The sequence below is a fragment of the Rhodococcus sp. BH4 genome (assembly GCF_002079265.1).
GTDB lineage: Bacteria > Actinomycetota > Actinomycetes > Mycobacteriales > Mycobacteriaceae > Rhodococcus_F > Rhodococcus_F qingshengii.
Window position 1 is genome coordinate 1,953,223 of the sequence record NZ_CP014941.1, and the last position, 19,622, is coordinate 1,972,844.

At 60.8% G+C, this 19,622-nt stretch carries 2 protein-coding genes (1 of these 2 running past the window's edge); both read left to right on the forward strand.

Translation table 11 applies throughout. From position 1 onward, the window contains the following. Positions 1 to 5,450 carry the 3' portion of a non-ribosomal peptide synthase/polyketide synthase gene (locus tag A0W34_RS09135; protein ID WP_156888910.1) on the forward strand. 23,272 nt of this gene lie to the left of the window's left edge, so only the last 5,450 of its 28,722 coding nucleotides appear in the window; its start codon lies beyond the left edge, outside the window; it ends in the stop codon at positions 5,448 to 5,450. Positions 5,451 to 5,543: 93 nt separating this feature from the next. Then, complete coding sequence (locus A0W34_RS09140) at positions 5,544 to 19,364, forward strand: non-ribosomal peptide synthetase (protein ID WP_081557581.1); 13,821 nt, start codon at positions 5,544 to 5,546, stop codon at positions 19,362 to 19,364. Positions 19,365 to 19,622 lie beyond the last annotated feature (258 nt).

Here is a 19,622-nt window from a genome sequence, read left to right on the forward strand (position 1 = left end):
TCGAGTATGTCGGTCGTAGTGATTTTCAGGTGAAGTTGCGTGGTCAGCGGATCGAGTTGGGGGAGATCGAGGCTGCGGTTCGGGATCAGGTGGGTGTGGGTTCTGTTGTGGTGGTGGTGTGGCGTGATCAGTTGGTTGCGTATGTCACTGCTGCGGTGGGGTCTTCGGTTGATGTTGATGTGGTGAAGGTGGGTGTGGGGGAGCGGTTGGCGTCGTATATGGTGCCGTCGCAGTTTGTGGTGTTGGATGCGTTGCCGCTCAATGCTTCGGGCAAGTTGGATCGGAAGTTGTTGCCGGAGCCGGTGTTCGAGGTTGCGGTGTTCCGGGCTCCGGTGACGGCGGTGGAGGAGATCGTTGCGTCGGTGTTTGCCGAGGTGTTGGGTGTTGATCGTGTGGGTCTCGATGACGATTTCTTCGAGCTCGGCGGCAACTCTCTCAACGCCACTCGCACGATCAAACGAATCGCCGATGCTCTCGACACCGAACTTTCGGTTCGAGTTCTGTTCGAAGCATCCACGGTGCAGGATCTCGCAGCGCACGCCGAAAGCCGGACCGGGTCGGGTGGGCGAGTCGCGCTGACCGCGGTCGAGCGGCCAGAGCGGATTCCGCTTTCGTTGGCGCAGCAGCGTATGTGGTTCCTCAACCGATTCGACGGGAGTGCAGCGGCATACAACATCCCGATGGCGCTGCGCCTTCAGGGCGATCTTGACGTCTCGGCGCTGAGCGCGGCGATTTCTGATGTGATCGGGCGGCACGAATCACTTCGAACCGTCTACCCGGAAATCGGAGACGGTCCGGTGCAGGTCGTCAAGCCCGTGTCGAGTTGGTCGGACGAAATCGTCGCAGAACCGACTGGCGTGGACGAACTCGAAGGTGAGTTGGTCGCGCTGGCGTCGACGCGCTTCGACGTCACACGCGAGATTCCGATTCGTATCCGGTTGTTCCAGTTGGCTTCCGACGAATACGTACTCGGTGTCGCGATTCATCATATTTCCGCCGACGGTTCCTCGATGGCACCGTTCGCTCGGGATGTCGTGACCGCATACGCCTCGCGGGTTGCCGGGTACACACCGTCCTGGGCTCCTCTCGACGTTCAGTACGCCGACTACAGCCTGTGGCAGCGAGAGGTGCTGGGCAGTGAGGAAGACGCGGGATCTATTGCTTCGCAGCAGATTGCGTACTGGAGCAATGCTCTTGCCGGGCTGCCTGATCAGCTTGCACTTCCCGCCGACCGGCCGCGCCCCGCGACGCAGTCCTTCCGCGGCGGTTACCTGCACTTCGATATCGATGCAGAGTTGCATGCTCGGTTGAGCGGTCTTGCCAGGGCAAATAATTCGACGCTGTTCATGCTCACGCACACTGCGTTCGCGATGTTGTTGGCTCGACTGTCCGGAACCGAGGACATCGCGGTGGGTACACCCATTGCAGGACGTGGTGAGCGGGCACTCGACGATCTCATCGGCATGTTCGTGAACACCTTGGTGTTCCGTACGCAGATCGACAGCGGCGCGCCGTTCCTCGACCTGCTCGGACGTGTCAGGGAGACCGACCTTCAAGCATTTGCACATTCGGACGTTCCTTTCGAGCGACTCGTGGAGGTGCTCAACCCACCACGTTCGACCGCTCGTCATCCGCTCTATCAGGTCGGCTTCCTCTTCCAGAACATGGAAACCGGAGGGCTCGAGCTTCCGGGGCTCACCGTCAAGGGCGTCGATATCGACAACGGGGTCGCGCAGTTCGATCTTCAGTTGATCGTCAGTGATCGGTACGACGCGAACGGATCTGCAGCCGGCATCACGTCGATGTTCAGCTACGCGCATGATCTGTTCGACGAGTCGACCGTGCAGGACTTCGCCGATCGATTCGTGCGATTGCTCGCGGAGATCGCGTCCGATCCGTCGTTGACCGTCGGCGACTTCGCGCTGCTGGATTCGTCCGAGAGCGACCGGATCCTGAACCGCTGGAACGAGACCGATCACTCCGTCCCGGGAGTCACTCTGGTCGAACTGTTCGACGAGCAGGTCGGTTCGAACCCGGGTGCGGTGGCAGTGATCGCCGGGAACACGTCGCTGACCTACGCCGAGTTCGATGCACGTGTGAACCGTCTCGCACGCCATCTGATTGCAACCGGTGTCGGTCCGGAGTCGTTGGTCGCGTTGGCAATCGAGCGATCGGTCGAACTGCTGGTCGCCATGTACGCGGTGGTGAAGGCAGGTGGTGGATACGTACCGATCGATCCGAACCACCCGGCGGACCGCATCGAGTACGTGTTGACCATGGCAGATCCGGTCTGCGTCCTCACTGCCTCGACCACTGCGAAGAATCCGGCGTTCGGTGATTCCGTGATCGAGGTGGACACGATCGATCTCGCGTCCTACGCGGAAGCGACGGTTACCGATGCGGATCGGATTGCTCCACTGCGAGTGGGCAACACCGCCTACGTGATCTTCACGTCGGGATCGACGGGGCGACCGAAGGGCGTCGCGATCTCGCATCAGGCGGTGGTCAACCAGATTCTCTGGAAGCGCGATCAGTACAGCCTGGACCGATCCGATGCGATGGTGCTCAAGACCGCGGCAACGTTCGACCTCTCGGTCTGGGAGTTCTGGTCGGCACTGACTTCCGGTGCACGACTGGTGATTGCCGAACCCGAAGGTCACAAGGACCCGAGCTACCTGCTCGACCTGATGACCCGGGAGAAGATCACGACGCTCCACGTGGTGCCGTCGATGCTCGCGATGTTGCAGTCGGCATCGGAAAATGGCCTTCCGGAATCACTTCGTCAGGTGCTTGTGATCGGTGAAGCGTTGCCGGCCGCGACCGCGACCGAGTTCGCAGAACTCAGCGACGCGCAGTTGGTGAATCTGTACGGTCCGACCGAGGCCGCCGTCTCGGTGACAGCGCACGTCGTCGGTTCGGACGATACGACCTCGGTGCCGATCGGTGCCCCCGAATGGAACACGCAGGTGTTCGTGCTCGACACGCGTTTGCATCCGGTCCCCGTCGGAGTCACCGGGGAGCTTTACCTCGCCGGTGCCCAGCTTGCTCGCGGCTATCACGGTCGCGCGGATCTGACGTCGGAACGATTTGTGGCCAACGTCTTCGGTGACGCGGGTTCGCGGTTGTACCGCACGGGCGACCTCGTCCGGTGGACGGAGAACGGCGAACTCGACTACGTGGAGCGCGCCGACTTCCAGGTCAAGATCCGTGGCTACCGCATCGAACTCGGTGAGATCGAAGCGCTTCTTCGCAAGCAGGCCAGCGTGGACTCCGCGGTGGCGGTGGCCAAGTCGGATGCGCGTATCGGTGATCGACTTGTCGGCTACGTCGTTCCTCAAAGCGGGGAAAGCATCGATGTCGAAACCTTGAAGCGGACTCTTGTGGCTGAGTTGCCGAGTTACATGGTGCCGGCGGCATTGATGGTCTTGGACGAACTACCGCTCAACATCAACGGCAAGGTCGATCGCAAAGCCCTGCCCGACCCCGAATTCGAGGCGACCGAATTCCGTGCGCCGACCAACCCCGTCGAAGAGATCGTGGCGGGTGTGTTCGCTGACGTACTCGGTGTGGCGAGGGTCGGACTCGACGACGACTTCTTCGAGCTCGGCGGAAACTCTCTCGTCGCGACGCAGGTCGTGTCGAGGCTGGGTGAGGCGTTGGACGCGCAGATTCCGGTCCGCGTGATCTTCGAGGCGTCGACTGTCGGGGCATTGGCGTCGAGGGTTCTCGAACACGCGGGATCTGGTGGCCGCCCACCGTTGGTGGCTCAGGTGCGTCCGTACGAGATTCCGCTGTCGTTGGCGCAGCAACGTATGTGGGTGCTCAATCAGTTCGACAAGACCTCGGGTGCGTACAACATCCCCGTCGCGATCCGGCTGTCCGGCGCACTCGATGTCGACGCACTTCACTCAGCGGTGTCGGATCTGATCGAGCGTCACGAAGTGCTCCGGACGGTATACCCGGACCGGGGCAACGGACCGGTTCAGATGATCCTGCCTCGCTCCGCAGCGGCGGTGGGACTGGAAGTGATCGCAACCGACGAAGCGTCGGTCGCCGAGCAGGTGGCTGACACAGTTCGCGAGGGCTTCGATGTCACGACAGCCGTTCCGTTGCGAATCCGTCTCTTCGAGGTCGACGAATCCGAGCGGGTCCTCGTCGTTGTCATTCACCACATCAGCGGTGACGGCTTCTCGATGGCTCCGTTGATCAGAGACACCATGGTTGCGTACACCGCACGTACCGGCGGGGAGACCCCGGAGTGGGCTCCGCTCGAGGTGCAGTACGCCGACTACACGCTGTGGCAGCGTGATGTCCTCGGATCGCCGGAGGACGCGGACAGTCAGCTGGGCCGTCAACTCGCGTACTGGGTGAACGAGCTCAAGGGCACTCCGGAGCTTCTGGAACTGCCGACCGACCGGCCGCGGCCGGCGCGGGCCAGCATGCGCGGTGCGGAATTCGAGTTTGCCGTCGATTCCGAGACCACGGACCGGCTCGCGACGATCGCACGGGAGCAGAACTCGACAGTCTTCATGGTGGTTCACACTGCCCTGGCCGTGCTGTTGGCGAAGATGAGTGGATCGAACGACATCGCAATCGGTACGCCGATCGCGGGTCGAGGTGAGCGGGCGCTCGACGATCTTGTCGGGATGTTCGTCAACACGTTGGTCTTGCGAACGGAGATCGCGCCTGCTTCGACGTTCGTCGACGTTCTGGCACACGTGAAGGACAAGGACTTGTCGGCATTCGCCAATGCCGACGTACCGTTCGAGCGGTTGGTCGACGAACTGGGGCGAGAGCGCTCTCACGCATACTCGCCGCTCTTCCAGGTCATGCTCACCTTCCAGAACATGGCTCTCGGTACGTTCCAGCTCCCGGGCCTCGAGCTCTCTGCGGTCGACAACGGTTTCGACCAGGCGATGTTCGATCTGCAGCTCACCGGTATCGAGCAATTCGACGATGCCGGGGTGCTGTCCGGGCTGAGGATGCGTTTCACCTATGCGACCGACCTGTTCGACGAATCGACCATCGCGCTTTTTGCGGCGCGATTCGGGCGGGTGCTCGAAGAACTGGTGACCGATCCCGGGGTCGTGATTCGCACGATCGACATCGTGACCGAGCAGGAACGCGAGGAAGCGAGCGCTGCCGAGCCGAAGTCCGCGGCGGACCTACCCGAACTGGCAGCCGCAGCGGCGGCCGCCGATCCTGAGGCAATTGCGTTCACCCACGGTGATCAGGCTGTCACCTTCGGTGAGTTGTCGACCAAGCTCGTTGCCATGCGTACCGCCATGGGGGCTGCTCTCGCCCCCGATGCTCTGGTTTCTGTGTCGCTCGCCGGACTTGTTCCGGGCATCCTGCCGGCACTTGGCGTCGACGGTCTCGCCACACTTGTGAGCTCGGTGATAGCTGACGCACAGTCGGTGTCAGCGGGCCGTGGGGGTACGGCCGGGTAACATTCAGTATTTGCCCAGTGAACGCCTCCGGCCGAGCAGAACGCTGTGCTCGACCGGGGCGCACTTCACGAAAGTCAGTTGGAGGAAGTGTAGATGTCCGTCGGTATTCCGGGACCGCAGTCGCTGACGATCGAAGATCTGCCGAAGTTGGTGGCTGCAGTTGCGGCGGTAGATCCTGATCGTGTGGCTCTGAGCCACGGTGGAACCGAAATCAGCTACGGACGACTCAATGACGAGTTGGTCACTCTCGACACCGCGATGGGTGGGGCATTGGGGGCGGATGCCCTGGTTCCTGTTGTCGTTTCCACGGTGCTGCCAGAGCTGATCGGCAGCGAGGCCGACGGTCTCGGCGCGGTGGTCGACCGTCTCATCACCGACGGCACTTCGATCGTGGAGGTCGCGTCGGAGTCCGATGTACACGTGACCCTCGCAGGACTCTTCGACGAGCAGGTCGAGCGGACGCCGGATGCGCTCGCGCTGGATTACGCCGGAACGCAGCTCACTTACGCGCAGTTCGACGCGCGGGCGAACCGCCTGGCCCGTGAACTCGTCGCGGCAGGTGTCGGACCGGACAGCCTCGTCGGTCTCGCAATGCGTCGATCGATCGATCTCCTCGTCTCGATGTACGCGATCGTCAAGGCCGGCGGCGCGTACGTTCCACTCGACCCGGATCATCCTGCCGACCGTCTCGCTTACGTACTCGAGATCGCGAAGCCCACGGCTGTGCTCACACGTACGTCCGATGCCGTGGTGCTGCCGCACGGCACGCCCACGCTCGACGTCGACACCCTCGACTTGTCGGGTCGTGCCGAGACAACTGTCACCGACGCCGACCGGTTGGCGCCGCTGCGCGCGGACAACACTGCGTATGTCATCTTCACGTCCGGATCGACCGGACGCCCCAAAGGCGTTGCAGTCTCTCACCGTGCCATCGTCGCGAACCTGCAATGGCGTCAGACCGAGTACGGATTCACTGCCGACGACGTGATCTTGCAGAAGACACCCTTCACTTTCGATGTGTCCGTGTGGGAGTTCTTCTGGCCGCTGCAGGTCGGTGCATCGCTGGTGATCGCGGAACCCGACGGACATCGTGATCCGGTGTACGTGGCTCGCACGATGATCGAGCGCGGAGTGACGGCGGTGCACTTCGTGCCGTCGATGCTCGCCGTGTTCGTCGCCGAACCCCTTGTTGCGCAGGTCAAAACCCTTCGCTACGTGTTCGCTTCCGGTGAGGCGTTGCCGGCTCGAACGGCGGCACGGCTGCGCGAGGTCAGCAGCGCTGGACTCCACAACCTGTACGGCCCGACCGAAGCCGCCGTCGACGTGACTTATTACGAAACCGGCGAGCAGGATCAGGTGTCGGTGCCGATCGGTGCAGCAGTTGCGGACACCGAGCTCCTGGTGCTCGACGATGCGCTGCGGCCCTCGCCGTCGGGTGTAGCAGGAGAGCTCTATCTTGCCGGGATTCAGCTGGCCAGGGGATACGTGTCGCGTCCCGATCTCACGGCAGACCGCTTCGTGGCGCGGCCCGGCGCTACTGACGGATCCCGGATGTACCGAACCGGAGACCTGGTGCGCTGGCGCGGTGCCGGAGCGAACCGTCAGCTCGAATACATCGGTCGCACCGACTTTCAGGTCAAGCTCCGCGGTCTGCGCATCGAGCTCGGTGAGATCGAGGCGGCACTGCTCGATTGCGAAGGTGTTTCCCAAGCCGTGGTGATCGTCCATTCGGACGAAACGATCGGTGACAACTTGGTGGCCTACATCGTCGCCGAGGGTATCGATTCTGAGAATCTGACGTCGTCGCTTGGCGAACGGCTACCCGACTACATGATCCCTGCCATGTTCGTCGAACTGGACGAGTTTCCGCTCAACGCCAGCGGCAAACTGGATCGAAAGGCATTGCCCACACCCGAATTCGCGTCGAAGACGGTTGAGTATCGCGAGCCCGCGACACCCACCGAAGCCGGTGTGGTCGCGATCTTTGCCGATCTACTCGGGCAGAATCGGGTAGGGGCAGATGACGGCTTCTTCGAACTGGGCGGCAACTCGTTGCTCGCCACTCGCGTGGTTGCGCGGATCAATGCCGAACACGGCATCTCCATCGACATGCGCAACTTCTTCGACGCACCCACCGCCGCAGAACTTGCCGTCTTCATCGACGAAGCGAAAATCTCAGAAGACCGCAAGGCTCACGTTCCCCTGATCACTCGCGAGCGCCCCGAGTTGGTTCCGCTGTCTTTGGCACAGCAGCGCATGTGGTTCCTCAATCGATTCGAACCAGAATCGGCAGTCGACCATATTCCGGTCGCGCTGCGGCTCAGCGGAGCGCTCGATGTCGATGCGTTGCAAGGCGCACTCGAGGATTTGATCGAGCGTCACGAGATCCTTCGGACTGTGTACCCGGAGGTCGACGGCGTCGGATATCAGCGCCTGGTCGACATTGCAGCCGTGGTACCGAACCTGACTCCCATACGGGTGGACGAGTCGGCGATCGTCGAGCGCGTGACCGAATTCGTGACTCCGGGATTCGACGTGACCACCGAGGTTCCGATTCGGGCGGCACTCTTCCAATTCGCCGCCGACGAATTCGTCCTCGTGTTCGTCGTCCATCACATCAGCGGTGACGGGTTCTCCATGGGACCGTTGACCAAGGACATCGTTTCGTCTTATGTGTCTCGGACACAGGGAATTTCGCACGATCTTGCTCCGCTGCCCGTACAGTTCGCCGACTTTGCACTGTGGCAGCGCGAGGTTCTCGGCAGTGAAGACGACCCGGATTCTCTGATCACTCGCCAGGTCGACTACTGGCGCCACGCGTTGGCCGGTATCCCCGATCAGCTCGATCTTCCGTCGGACCGCCCGCGCCCGCGCGTCGCGTCGAACCGGGGAGCCGGGCACACATTCACGATCGAGCCGGATCTCCACCAGGCTCTCAATCGAATTGCGCTCGACAACAACGCATCTCTGTTCATGGTGTTGCACAGTGCCGTGGCGATTCTGCTGGCGCGGTTGTCGGGGACTTCGGACATCGTGATCGGCACTCCGGTCGCCGGTCGAGGCGATCAAGCTCTCGACGACCTGATCGGAATGTTCGTCAACACACTCGTCCTCCGCACGGAGGTTGATCTCGAAGCTTCGGCACGGGACATGATTTCGCGGGCGCGCGAATCCGACCTCAGCGGCTTCGGGCACGCCGATGTGCCATTCGAACGACTGGTGGAGGTACTCAACCCCGCCCGGTCTCAGGCACGGAACCCGTTGTTCCAGGTGATGCTCTCGCTGCAGAACTTGGGACAGAGCATGCAGCAAAGTCTGGAGGTTCCGGGACTGCGCATTTCCGGACTGGACGTAGAGTCGTCGGCCGCGAAGTTCGACCTCCAATTCACTGTGTGGGAATCTGATACCGCGGACAAGGTCGGTGGTTTGACCGTCGCACTGGTCTATGCGACCGACCTGTTCGACGAGTCGTCTGCCAAATCAATCGGAAAGCGGTTGATTTCAGTTCTCGAAGCAATGGTTGCCGATCCCTCGATTCGGGTTGGTGATGTGGATGTGTTCGATTCGGGTGAGCGATCTTTGGTGCTCGAGTCGTGGAATGGCACTGCGCATGAGGTTGCGGATGTGTCGTTGGTGGACGTGTTCGATGCTCAGGTTGCGGCGTCGCCGGATTCGGTAGCTGTGTCGTTCGAGGGTGTTTCGCTGTCATATGCGGAGTTCGATTCGCGGGTGAATCGTCTTGCCCGGTACCTGGTTTCGGTGGGTGTGGGACCGGAGTCGTTGGTGGGTGTGGCGGTACGTCGGTCGGTTGATTTGTTGGTTGCGGTTTACGGCGTGCTCAAGGCTGGCGGTGGGTATGTTCCGGTAGATCCGGATCAGCCTGCGGAGCGCAATGCGTACGTGTTGGAGTCGGCGTCGCCGGTATGCGTGATCAGTACCTCTGAGGTTGGATTCGATGCCGGTGTGGTACCGGTGGTCGAGGTTGATGTTGTTGATGTGTCTGGTTTTTCGGATAACCCTGTTTCGGATATCGATCGGGTCTCGCCTTTGCGGTCGGGGAATGCGGCGTATGTGATTTTCACGTCGGGGTCGACGGGGCGTCCGAAGGGTGTGTCGGTTTCGCATGCGGCGATTGTGAATCGGTTGGCGTGGATGCAGGACGAGTACGGGTTGGATTCGTCGGATGTGGTGTTGCAGAAGACGCCGTTCACGTTCGATGTGTCGGTGTGGGAGCTTTTCTGGCCGTTGCAGGTTGGTGCTCGGTTGGTGGTGGCTGTGCCGGATGGGCATCGTGACCCGCGGTATTTGACGTCGGTCATTGTGGGGGAGGGTGTGACGACGGTGCATTTCGTGCCGTCGATGCTCGAGGTTTTTGTGACGGATTCGTCTGTGGCTGCGTGTGTTTCGCTGACTCGGGTGTTCGCGTCAGGTGAGGCGTTGCCGGCGAGTGTTGTTGCCGATGTGTGGGCTGTGTTGCCGGGTGTCGGGGTGCACAATTTGTATGGTCCGACCGAGGCGGCGGTGGATGTGACGTTCCACGAGGTTGTGCCGGCGGATGTTCTGGGGGTGCCGATCGGTGCTCCGGTATGGAATACGCAGGTGTTTGTTCTGGACTCTCGATTGAGTCCGGTGCCGGTAGGTGTTGCGGGTGAGCTGTATCTGGCGGGTGTTCAGCTGGCTCGTGGGTATGTGGGTCGGCCGGATTTGTCGTCGGATCGATTTGTGGCGAATCCGTTCTCGGGTGATGGTGGGCGGATGTATCGCTCCGGTGATGTGGTGCGGTGGACTGCGTCGGGCGAGTTGGAGTACATCGGGCGTAGTGACTTTCAGGTGAAGTTGCACGGTTTGCGGATCGAGCTCGGTGAGATCGAGTCGGTGATTCGTGAGCACGAGTCGGTGTCGTCGGTAGTTGTGGTTGTGCGTGAGGATGTGTTGGTTGCGTACGTTACGGCCGCTGGTGGTGTGGTGGACGTTGACGAGTTGAAGAGAGTTGTTGCGGGTCGTCTGCCGGGTTACATGGTGCCGGCGGTGGTGATGGTGCTGGAAGAGTTGCCGTTGGGTGTGTCGGGGAAGTTGGATCGGAAGCATCTTCCGGATCCGGTGTTCGTGGCGCGCGAGTTTCGGGCACCGTCGAGTGTCGCCGAAATCGCTGTGGCCGGCGTCTTCGGAGATGTTCTCCGGTTGGAACAGGTCGGTCTGGATGACGACTTCTTCGAGCTCGGCGGAAACTCTTTGGTCGCAACGCAGTTGGTGGCTCGCGTAGGTCAAGCGCTCGACACTCAGGTTCCGGTGAGGGTGTTGTTCGATGCTTCGACTGTCGAAGGTTTGGCAGCGCAGGTTGAGTTGATCGCAGGGGCAGGAGGGAGGACCGCGCTCGTGGCCCGCCCACGGCCGGCGTTGATCCCACTCTCACTAGCTCAGCAGCGAATGTGGTTCCTCAGCCGCTTCGATCCTGATTCTGCCGTCAACAACATTCCAATCGCATTGAATATCAAAGGCGTCCTGAATGTTTCGGCGCTGAGGCATGCGATTTCTGATGTAATCGAACGCCACGAGTCGCTCCGGACCGTCTATCCGGAGCAAGGTGGACAAGGACACCAGGTAGTCCTCCCGTCGTCCGAGGTGCCGGTTGAACTGACACCGAAGGTCATCGACGCCTCGCATATTCACAACGAACTTCTGAGTTTCGCGCTCCAGGGTTTCGACGTGACGTCAACCGTTCCGGTTCGAGTCGGGTTGTTCGAACTTGCAGAGGATTCGTACGTTCTGGCCTTCGTTGTGCACCACATCGCAGCGGACGGCTTCTCGATGCGCCCGTTGACTCGGGATGTCATGGTTGCCTACACCGCTCGGGTTTCGAACGGCGTTCCGAATTGGACTCCGCTCGAGGTGCAGTACGCCGATTATGCACTCTGGCAGCGGGAGGTCCTCGGCGACGAGGACGACCCGGATTCGTTGATCTCGGCTCAGCTGGACCACTGGCGCTCCGTCCTCCGTGATTCTCCGGAAGTGCTTGCGTTACCGGCTGACCGATCCCGCCCGGTCGTCGCCTCGAATCGTGGCGCTACGTATCGCTTCTCCGTCAGCGAAGAGATTCGGTCGAGCTTGGACTCACTCGCACGCGAGCGGAACGCATCGCTGTTCATGGTGGTGCATTCGGCCCTCGCCGTGCTTCTCGCAAGGTTGTCCGGCACCAGTGACATCGTGATCGGTACTCCGGTTGCAGGGCGAGGCGAAAAGGCGCTCGACGATGTGATCGGTATGTTCGTGAATACACTGGTCCTGCGGACTCCTGTTGACCTCGCCAGTTCGTTCAGTGCGCTCGTCTCGGCAACGCGGAGGACAGACCTTCAGGCGCTCGGCAACGGCGATGTTCCGTTCGAGCGGCTGGTCGAGGTGCTCGATCCCACCCGATCGCAGGCACATCACCCGCTGTTCCAGGTCGCGTTGTTCTTCCAGAACATGTCGCAGGATGCTTTGGAGCTTTCGGGATTGGAGGTCTCAGGCGTCGAGTTCGATGCCGGTATCGCGAAATTCGATCTTCAACTTACTCTCGCTCCCCGCGTCGAAGATGCGCTCGAAGACGGCATGTTCGCCGAGTTCGCATACGCCACAGATCTGTTCGACGAGTCGACGATTCGTGGATTCGCCGATCGGTTCACCAGGATCCTCGAACAGGTGGTCGTGGATCCGTCGATCACCGTGGGTGACATCGAGCTGTTGGACGAGGCCGAGCGCGAGTCGCTGTTGACTGCGCGCAACTCCACCGCACATGACGTCGGGAACAGTGAGACATTGGCTTCGCTGTTCGACACTCGCGTTGCGTTGGCACCCGATGCTGTTGCCGTGGTGTTCGACGGCCAGTCGCTGACCTATGGCGAGTTGTCGGAACGTGTGAACAAATTGGCACGCAAGCTGATCGAAAATGGTGTCGGGCCCGAATCGTTGGTGGCCTTGGCGATGCGTCGATCGCTCGATCTGGTAGTAGGTATGTACGCGGTGATCGCCGCGGGCGGAGCCTACGTGCCCTTGGATCCCGATCACCCCGCCGAGCGAATCGGGCACATCCTCACGACGGCCGATCCAGTCTGTGTGCTGTCGACGACGAGGGACGCTTTCGTAGCGCCGAACGGCGCCGACGTGCTGTTGATCGACGCTGCTGATTTCTCGAGCTATTCGCCTTCAGTCGTTTCCGATGCTGATCGTCGCGGTCGTCTGCATGATGTGAACGCCGCCTACGTGATCTTCACCTCGGGTTCCACGGGCAAGCCCAAAGGCGTTGCGGTGTCGCATCACGCCATCGTGAACCAGGTCCTGTGGATGCAGGATCAGTACTCCATCGACACAGAAGACGTCTATCTGCAAAAGACTGCAACGACGTTCGACGTCTCGTTGTGGGGATACTTCACCGCGCTTCTGTCCGGTACGAGTGTGGTGCTGGCATCTCACGACGGACATCGAGATCCCGCGTATCTGGCTGGTCTGATCGAAGATCATCGGGTGACGCTGACGGACTTCGTTCCGTCGATGTTGACCGTCTTCGCGGCTTCGGTTCCAGAGCGCGCATTGGTGTCGCTGAGGGACGTCTTCGTGATCGGTGAGGCGTTGCCGGTCGAGACGGTACGTGCATTCGCTCAGGTGTCGTCTGCAAGCTTGCACAATGTGTACGGCCCAACCGAGGCTGCGGTCTCGATCACCTACTACGAGGTCGATGGATCGGAGTCGACAGGGATTCCGATCGGGGTGCCCGAGTGGAACTCGCAGGTCTACGTGTTGGACAGTCGGTTGCAGCCGGTGCCGGTAGGCGTTGCAGGTGAGCTGTATCTGGCCGGTGATCAACTGGCGCGCGGTTACGTCGCGCGACCCGATCTCACCAGTGATCGTTTTATCGCGAACCCATTTGCGAAGGTGAGCGACACGAACGGTGAAATCAATCCCGGTGGCAGTCGGATGTATCGCACCGGGGACCTTGTGTGGTGGAACACCGCAGGCGAACTCGAGTATGTCGGGCGTACCGATTTTCAGGTCAAATTCCGTGGTCAGAGGATCGAACTCGGTGAGATCGAGTCAGCTCTGTTGGCGCACCCTACGGTGGCTCAGTGCGTGGTCGCAGTGGTGCACACGGACACCGGCGACCAGCTCGCTGCGTACGTCGTCGCATCACCGAGTTCGGTCATCGACGTGGCCGTTTTGCGGGCATCGCTTCCGAAAGTTCTGCCGGCGTACATGATTCCGACGGCAATCGTTGTGCTGGAAGAATTGCCGCTCAACTCTTCGGGAAAGCTCGACCGGAAGTTGTTGCCTGAGCCGAAGTTCGAGGTCGCGGTGTTCCGAGCTCCGGCGACCCCTGTGCAGGAGATCGTGGCGTCGGTGTTCGGCGAGGTCTTAGGTGTTCCGAGGGTGGGCCTAGATGATGATTTCTTTGCCCTGGGTGGGAATTCTCTGATCGCCACGCAGGTAGCGGCGCGGTTGGGTGAGGCTCTGGATTCGAGGGTGGCGGTTCGGCTGTTGTTCGAGGCGTCGTCGGTCGAGTCGTTGGCAGCGCGGGTGGAGTCAGAAGTCGGCTCAGGTGACCGGGTGGCTTTGGTTGCTCAAGTCCGGCCGGAGCGAGTTCCGTTGTCGTTGGCGCAACAGCGAATGTGGTTCCTGAACCGATTCGAACCTGGATCTGCAGTGAACAACCTCCCCCTGGCCATTCGATTGACGGGCAGCTTGAATGTTGCTGCCCTGCAAGTTGCTGTCGCTGATCTTGTTGCACGGCACGAAATTCTGCGGACCGTGTATCCGGAATTCGATGGCGAGGGATACCAGCAAGTTCTTTCTGCAACCGAGTCTGTGTCGCTTGCGGTTCCAGTTGAAATCGCCACGGACGACGTCGTGAAGGTTGTGACCGAGTTCGTATCGGTGGGTTTCGATGTCACCAGTGAGGTGCCCGTCCGCGCACGACTGTTTCGCGTAGATGATCACGAGCACGTACTTGTTTTCGTGGTTCATCATATTGCGGGCGACGGATTCTCCTTCGGGCCGCTGTCGCGCGACGTGATGGCCGCGTACGCAGCGAGGCTGTCGGACGACGCCCCGAATTGGGAACCCTTGGCAGTGCAGTATGCCGACTACTCTCTGTGGCAGCGACAGGTATTGGGTGCAGCGGACGACCCCTCCAGCGTCCTGTCACGTCAGTTGCACTACTGGACGCAGACGTTGGCCGGCGCTCCTGATGTTCTCGATCTGCCTGCAGACCGAGTTCGGCCGAAGGTTGCATCGAATCGGGGAGCCGACTTCGCATTCCGGATCGACCGACGGATCAACGAAGCCATGAATGTGATTGCCCGGGAACATCGGGCGTCGTTGTTCATGGTGGCGCACGCGGCACTGGCAGTTCTCTGCGCGAGACTATCGGGGACATCGGACATTGCGATTGGTACACCCGTTGCGGGGCGTGGTGATCGAGCACTTGACGACATGATCGGAATGTTCGTCAATACCCTGGTGCTTCGCGCAGATGTTCCTTCGGACGACTCGTTTGAAGCGCTACTGGATCGAGTCCGCACGGCAGATCTGGGCGCATTTGCGCACAGTGACATACCGTTCGAGCAGCTGGTAGACGTACTCGACCCGGAGCGTTCGCAGGCGCGACATCCACTTGTGCAGGTTGTTCTGACGTTCCAGAACATGGCCCCGAGGGTCTTCGAGTTGCCTGGGCTGTCAGTTTCGGGCGTGGACCCGGACACGGAGTTCGCGAAGTTCGACTTGCAGTTGACGTTGGCTGAGCAGTTCGACGAATCCGGAGCCGCTGCTGGATTGGCAGCGAAGTTCACTTATGCGACAGATCTTTTCGACGAATCGACCGTGGCGTCTATGGCATCGCGCCTCGTTCGAGTGCTCGAGGCCGTGGCTGACAATTCGGGTGTTGTGGTTGGCGACATCGAATTGCTGGCGCCCTCCGAGCGTGCGGATGTGTTGGGCGAGTGGGCCGTTCCAGGTGTCAACGTGAACGCGGATGCGACTCTCGCGGCGATGTTCGAATCGCAGGTTCGCGATACGCCAGATGCGATTGCCGTGGTTTTCGAGGGTCGGCGCCTCACATACAGTGAGCTGGATTCCTTGGCGAACCGGCTGGCGCGCAAGCTCGTTGAGTTTGGCGTTGGTCCGGAATCGCTGGTGGCCGTCTTGTTGCCGCGTTCGGTCGAGTTGGTGGTTGCACTCCTGGCAGTGGTCAAAGCTGGAGGCGGATACCTACCGGTGGATCCGTCGTATCCGGCGGAGCGTATTGCGTACACGCTCGCTGATGCGCGGCCTTTGGTTGTGCTCGGATCTGCAGATGTCGCGATCGATATCGAGGTGCCGGTTTTGGACGTCACCAGCGAAGATCTGTCCAGCTACGACGCGGCCGCTCTCACCGACGCAGACCGTTGCGGACGACTGCGCGCCGATGACGTTGCATACGTGATTTACACATCCGGTTCGACCGGTCGTCCGAAGGGCGTCGCGGTTACCCACCGAAATGTCGTGGAGTTGTTCGCGAACTCTCAACCGAATTTCGAATTCGACTCGTCAGATGTGTGGACGCTGTTCCACAGCTACGCATTCGACTTCTCTGTGTGGGAGTTGTGGGGCCCGTTGTTGTACGGCGGTACCGTTGTGGTCGTCGACTATTTGACCTCGCGATCTCCGGAGCAGTTCCGCGAGTTGGTTGTTCGCGAGAAGGTAACCGTGCTCAACCAGACTCCGTCTGCGTTCTATCAATTTGCCGAAGCTGATCGTGCCGTCGGTGATTCTGCGGGCTCACTGTCCTTGAAGCATGTGATTTTCGGTGGCGAAGCGCTGGATCTGTCTCAACTGACGCGCTGGTACGACCGGCACGGCGATTCGTCGCCCCGGTTGGTGAACATGTACGGCATCACCGAGACGACGGTTCACGTCTCCTTCCTGGGCTTGGATGCGGAGATGGTCCGTGGAGCGTCGGCCTCCGTGATCGGCCGTGGGTTGGGTGGGTTCTCGGTGTTCGTGCTCGACGACAGATTGCGCCCTGTCCCTGTCGGAGTGCGCGGTGAGATGTACGTTGCCGGGGCGCAACTCTCACGTGGTTACGTGGGGCAGCCCGGATTGACGGCAGGACGTTTCGTGGCCAATCCTTTTGCCCGTAACGGTTCTGGTGGGCTTATGTACCGGACTGGAGATGTCGCGCGTTGGAACGTGGACGGAATGCTCGAATATGCCGGACGCAGCGACTCACAGGTCCAACTGCGTGGTTTCCGTATCGAGATCGGTGAGATCGAGGCGGCCCTTCTTCGTGTAGAAGGTGTTGCCCACGCCGTGGCGATGGTCCGTGCGGACGATGCGCTCGGTGAGCGGTTGGTGGGATACGTTGTGCCCGCGGCCGGCTCGGAGCTCGAGGTGTCCGATGTTCTGGCTTCCGTGTCGCAGTTCCTGACCGGATACATGGTTCCGGATTCGCTGGTTGTGCTCGACGAACTTCCATTGACCGTGAACGGGAAGCTGGACCGAAATGCGCTGCCTGATCCGATCGTTCAATTGCGTGAGTTCCGGGCGCCGGCTACCCCAGTCGAAACTGTCGTAGCGGCAGTGTTCGCGGATGTGCTAGGTGTGGAACGAGTCGGCCTCGATGACGATTTCTTTGCCCTCGGGGGCAATTCGCTGGTAGCCACCAGATTGGCTGCCAGGTTGGGGCAAGCGCTGAATACGCAGGTGGCCGTGCGGATCTTGTTCGAGAACTCGACTGTCGCGAGTCTGGCGCGATCGGTTTCGGCGCTGGCCGGATCCGGAGCGCGGAAGGTGTTGGAGGCCCGCGACCGTCCGGAGCGCATCCCGCTGTCGCTGGCTCAACAGCGTATGTGGTTGGTCAACCAGATGGATTCGGCATCGCCGGCGTACAACATCCCGTTGGCGCTGCGATTGAGTGGTGAGTTGGATGTGGAGGCGCTCCGGGCGTCGCTTCGAGATGTTCTGGTGCGGCACGAATCTCTTCGCACCAAGTACCCGAGTGATGTGGATGGTCCGACACAGGTGATCGTCACTGTCGACGACATCGCGCCGGCTCTCGAAGTCGTCCAGCTCGAAGATGGCAGAGCAGCGTATGAACGAGTGGCGCAGTTCGTGTCGCGCGGTTTCGACGTCGCTCGGGAGATCCCAGTCCGAGCTGAGTTGCTGCAGCTCGCGCCCGGTGATTTCGTCTTCGTGCTCGTCGCGCATCACATCGCTGCAGATGGCGAATCCATGGCACCGCTTGCGAGAGACATGATGGTTGCGTACGAGTCGCGTTCACGAGGTGCCGCTCCGACGTGGGCCCCCTTGCCTGTGCAGTACGCGGACTTCGCTTTGTGGCAGCGTGAGGTGGTCGGTTCGATCGACCAGGTTGGCTCTCCGGCCGCGAAGCAACTGGGGTTCTGGCACCGAAACTTGAGTGGACTCAACGCGATCGGCGGACTACGGGCTGACAGACAGCGCCCGGAGCACATGTCGACCAAGGCGGGCGTTGCGGAGTTCACCGTCGATGCTGCGACTTCGGCCCGTCTCAACGAGATCGCTCGCGAACACAACGCGACGCTGTTCATGGTGGCGCACGCAGCCCTCGGTGTCCTGATCACGAGGATGGGTGGCAGTCGAGATTTTGCGATCGGCACCGTTGTGGCAGGTCGGGGCGAAAAGCATCTCGACGACGTCGTCGGCATGTTCGTCAACACTCTGACTCTTCGAACCGCGCCCGATCTCGATGCAGGCTTCGGTGAGCTTGTTTCGTTGGTGCGCGACACTGATCTCGAAGCGTTCGCGAACGGAGACGTGCCGTTCGAGGAGGTCACCGGTGCGCTGGGTGTTTCAGCGAACGACCTGTTCCAGATTGCACTGTCGGTCGAACCGATGGCCGGAGCCGAATTCAGCCTGGGCGGGTTGACGATCACTGCCGTCGAGGGTGTCGAAGCAACAGCGAAATTCGACCTGCAACTGACACTCACAACGGATCCTCAAACACAGGGGATGGTCGGGCACTTGGTCTACGCTGCGGATTTGTTCGATCAGCACACGGTCGACGGGTATGCCCAGCGCTTTGTACGCGCCATCGAGCAGGTGGTCGCAGATCCGTCGCGCCCTATCGGCGACGTTGAACTGCTCAGTGACGCTGAGCGTGCCGAGCTACTGGTCTCGGTCAGTGCATCTGATTCCACGGCATTGCGCGGATCGAATCAATTGGTCCCACAGCGTCTGGCAGCTGCAGTCGAGGACGATCCGGAGGCCGTCGCCGTTGTGGTCGACGGAGTGGACTTCACGTATCAAGACGTCGATGCCCGCTCGTCCCGTCTGGCTCGCCATTTGATCAATTGTGGGCTTGGACCTGGTGACCAGGTCAGCATCAGCGGGCTCACGGGTTTGGATCTGGTCGTGGCGGTATGGGCTGTATTCAAATCGGGTGCTGGAGTCGCGACGGGAGCAAGGGATGACAACCCAGTCGACCTGCGAAACACAGAGGTAGCCGCGGAAGTTGCCTCGCAGTCGGCGCGACCCGTTGGGTACTCGGATCGAGTTCGTCTCTTGACACCCGAATCACCCGCACTCGTTGTAGATGACACGAGTCGGAGTGACGTGAATCATGGAGAGTTCGCTGACAGCCTGCGTGCGATGGCGAACGAGCATGACGTCGACTACGACGCAAGACTGATGTACATAGGTCCTGACGATGACGAAACCTCTATTCGGACGATATTGCTTGCGGGGTCAGTTGGGGCGGCAGTTGTCATGACCAGTGAAGAGGTCCGGGTGCCGAATCTGCATGGCGTCTTGGAGGAGGACTGGATTACCCATGTCATCGCTCCGCCGGAGCTTGCCGCGGAAGTCGACGCAGAAGCTCTTCCGGACCTGAAGCTGACGTGCAGCCCGGGAAAATGGTCCTTGAACTGAGCGCGAACCCATTTTGAACCGGACCGGTTGGGATTTACCTACGGTCCGATGTGGTTCCTACCCCTATAGCTGTAACAATGGTTCGGTGTGTCCGATCAACTACAGGGACGTCCGGAGCGGGTAATCCCTGGTCACGGCCGGAGCCTTGGACAGATCAGCCGCTTGAACAGCGATCGAAACTGCAGTACCAAAACGAAGGTGAATTGTCTTGACGCAGCACGAGCTCTTCCAACATGCCGTTCGATCGCAGGTCGTGGC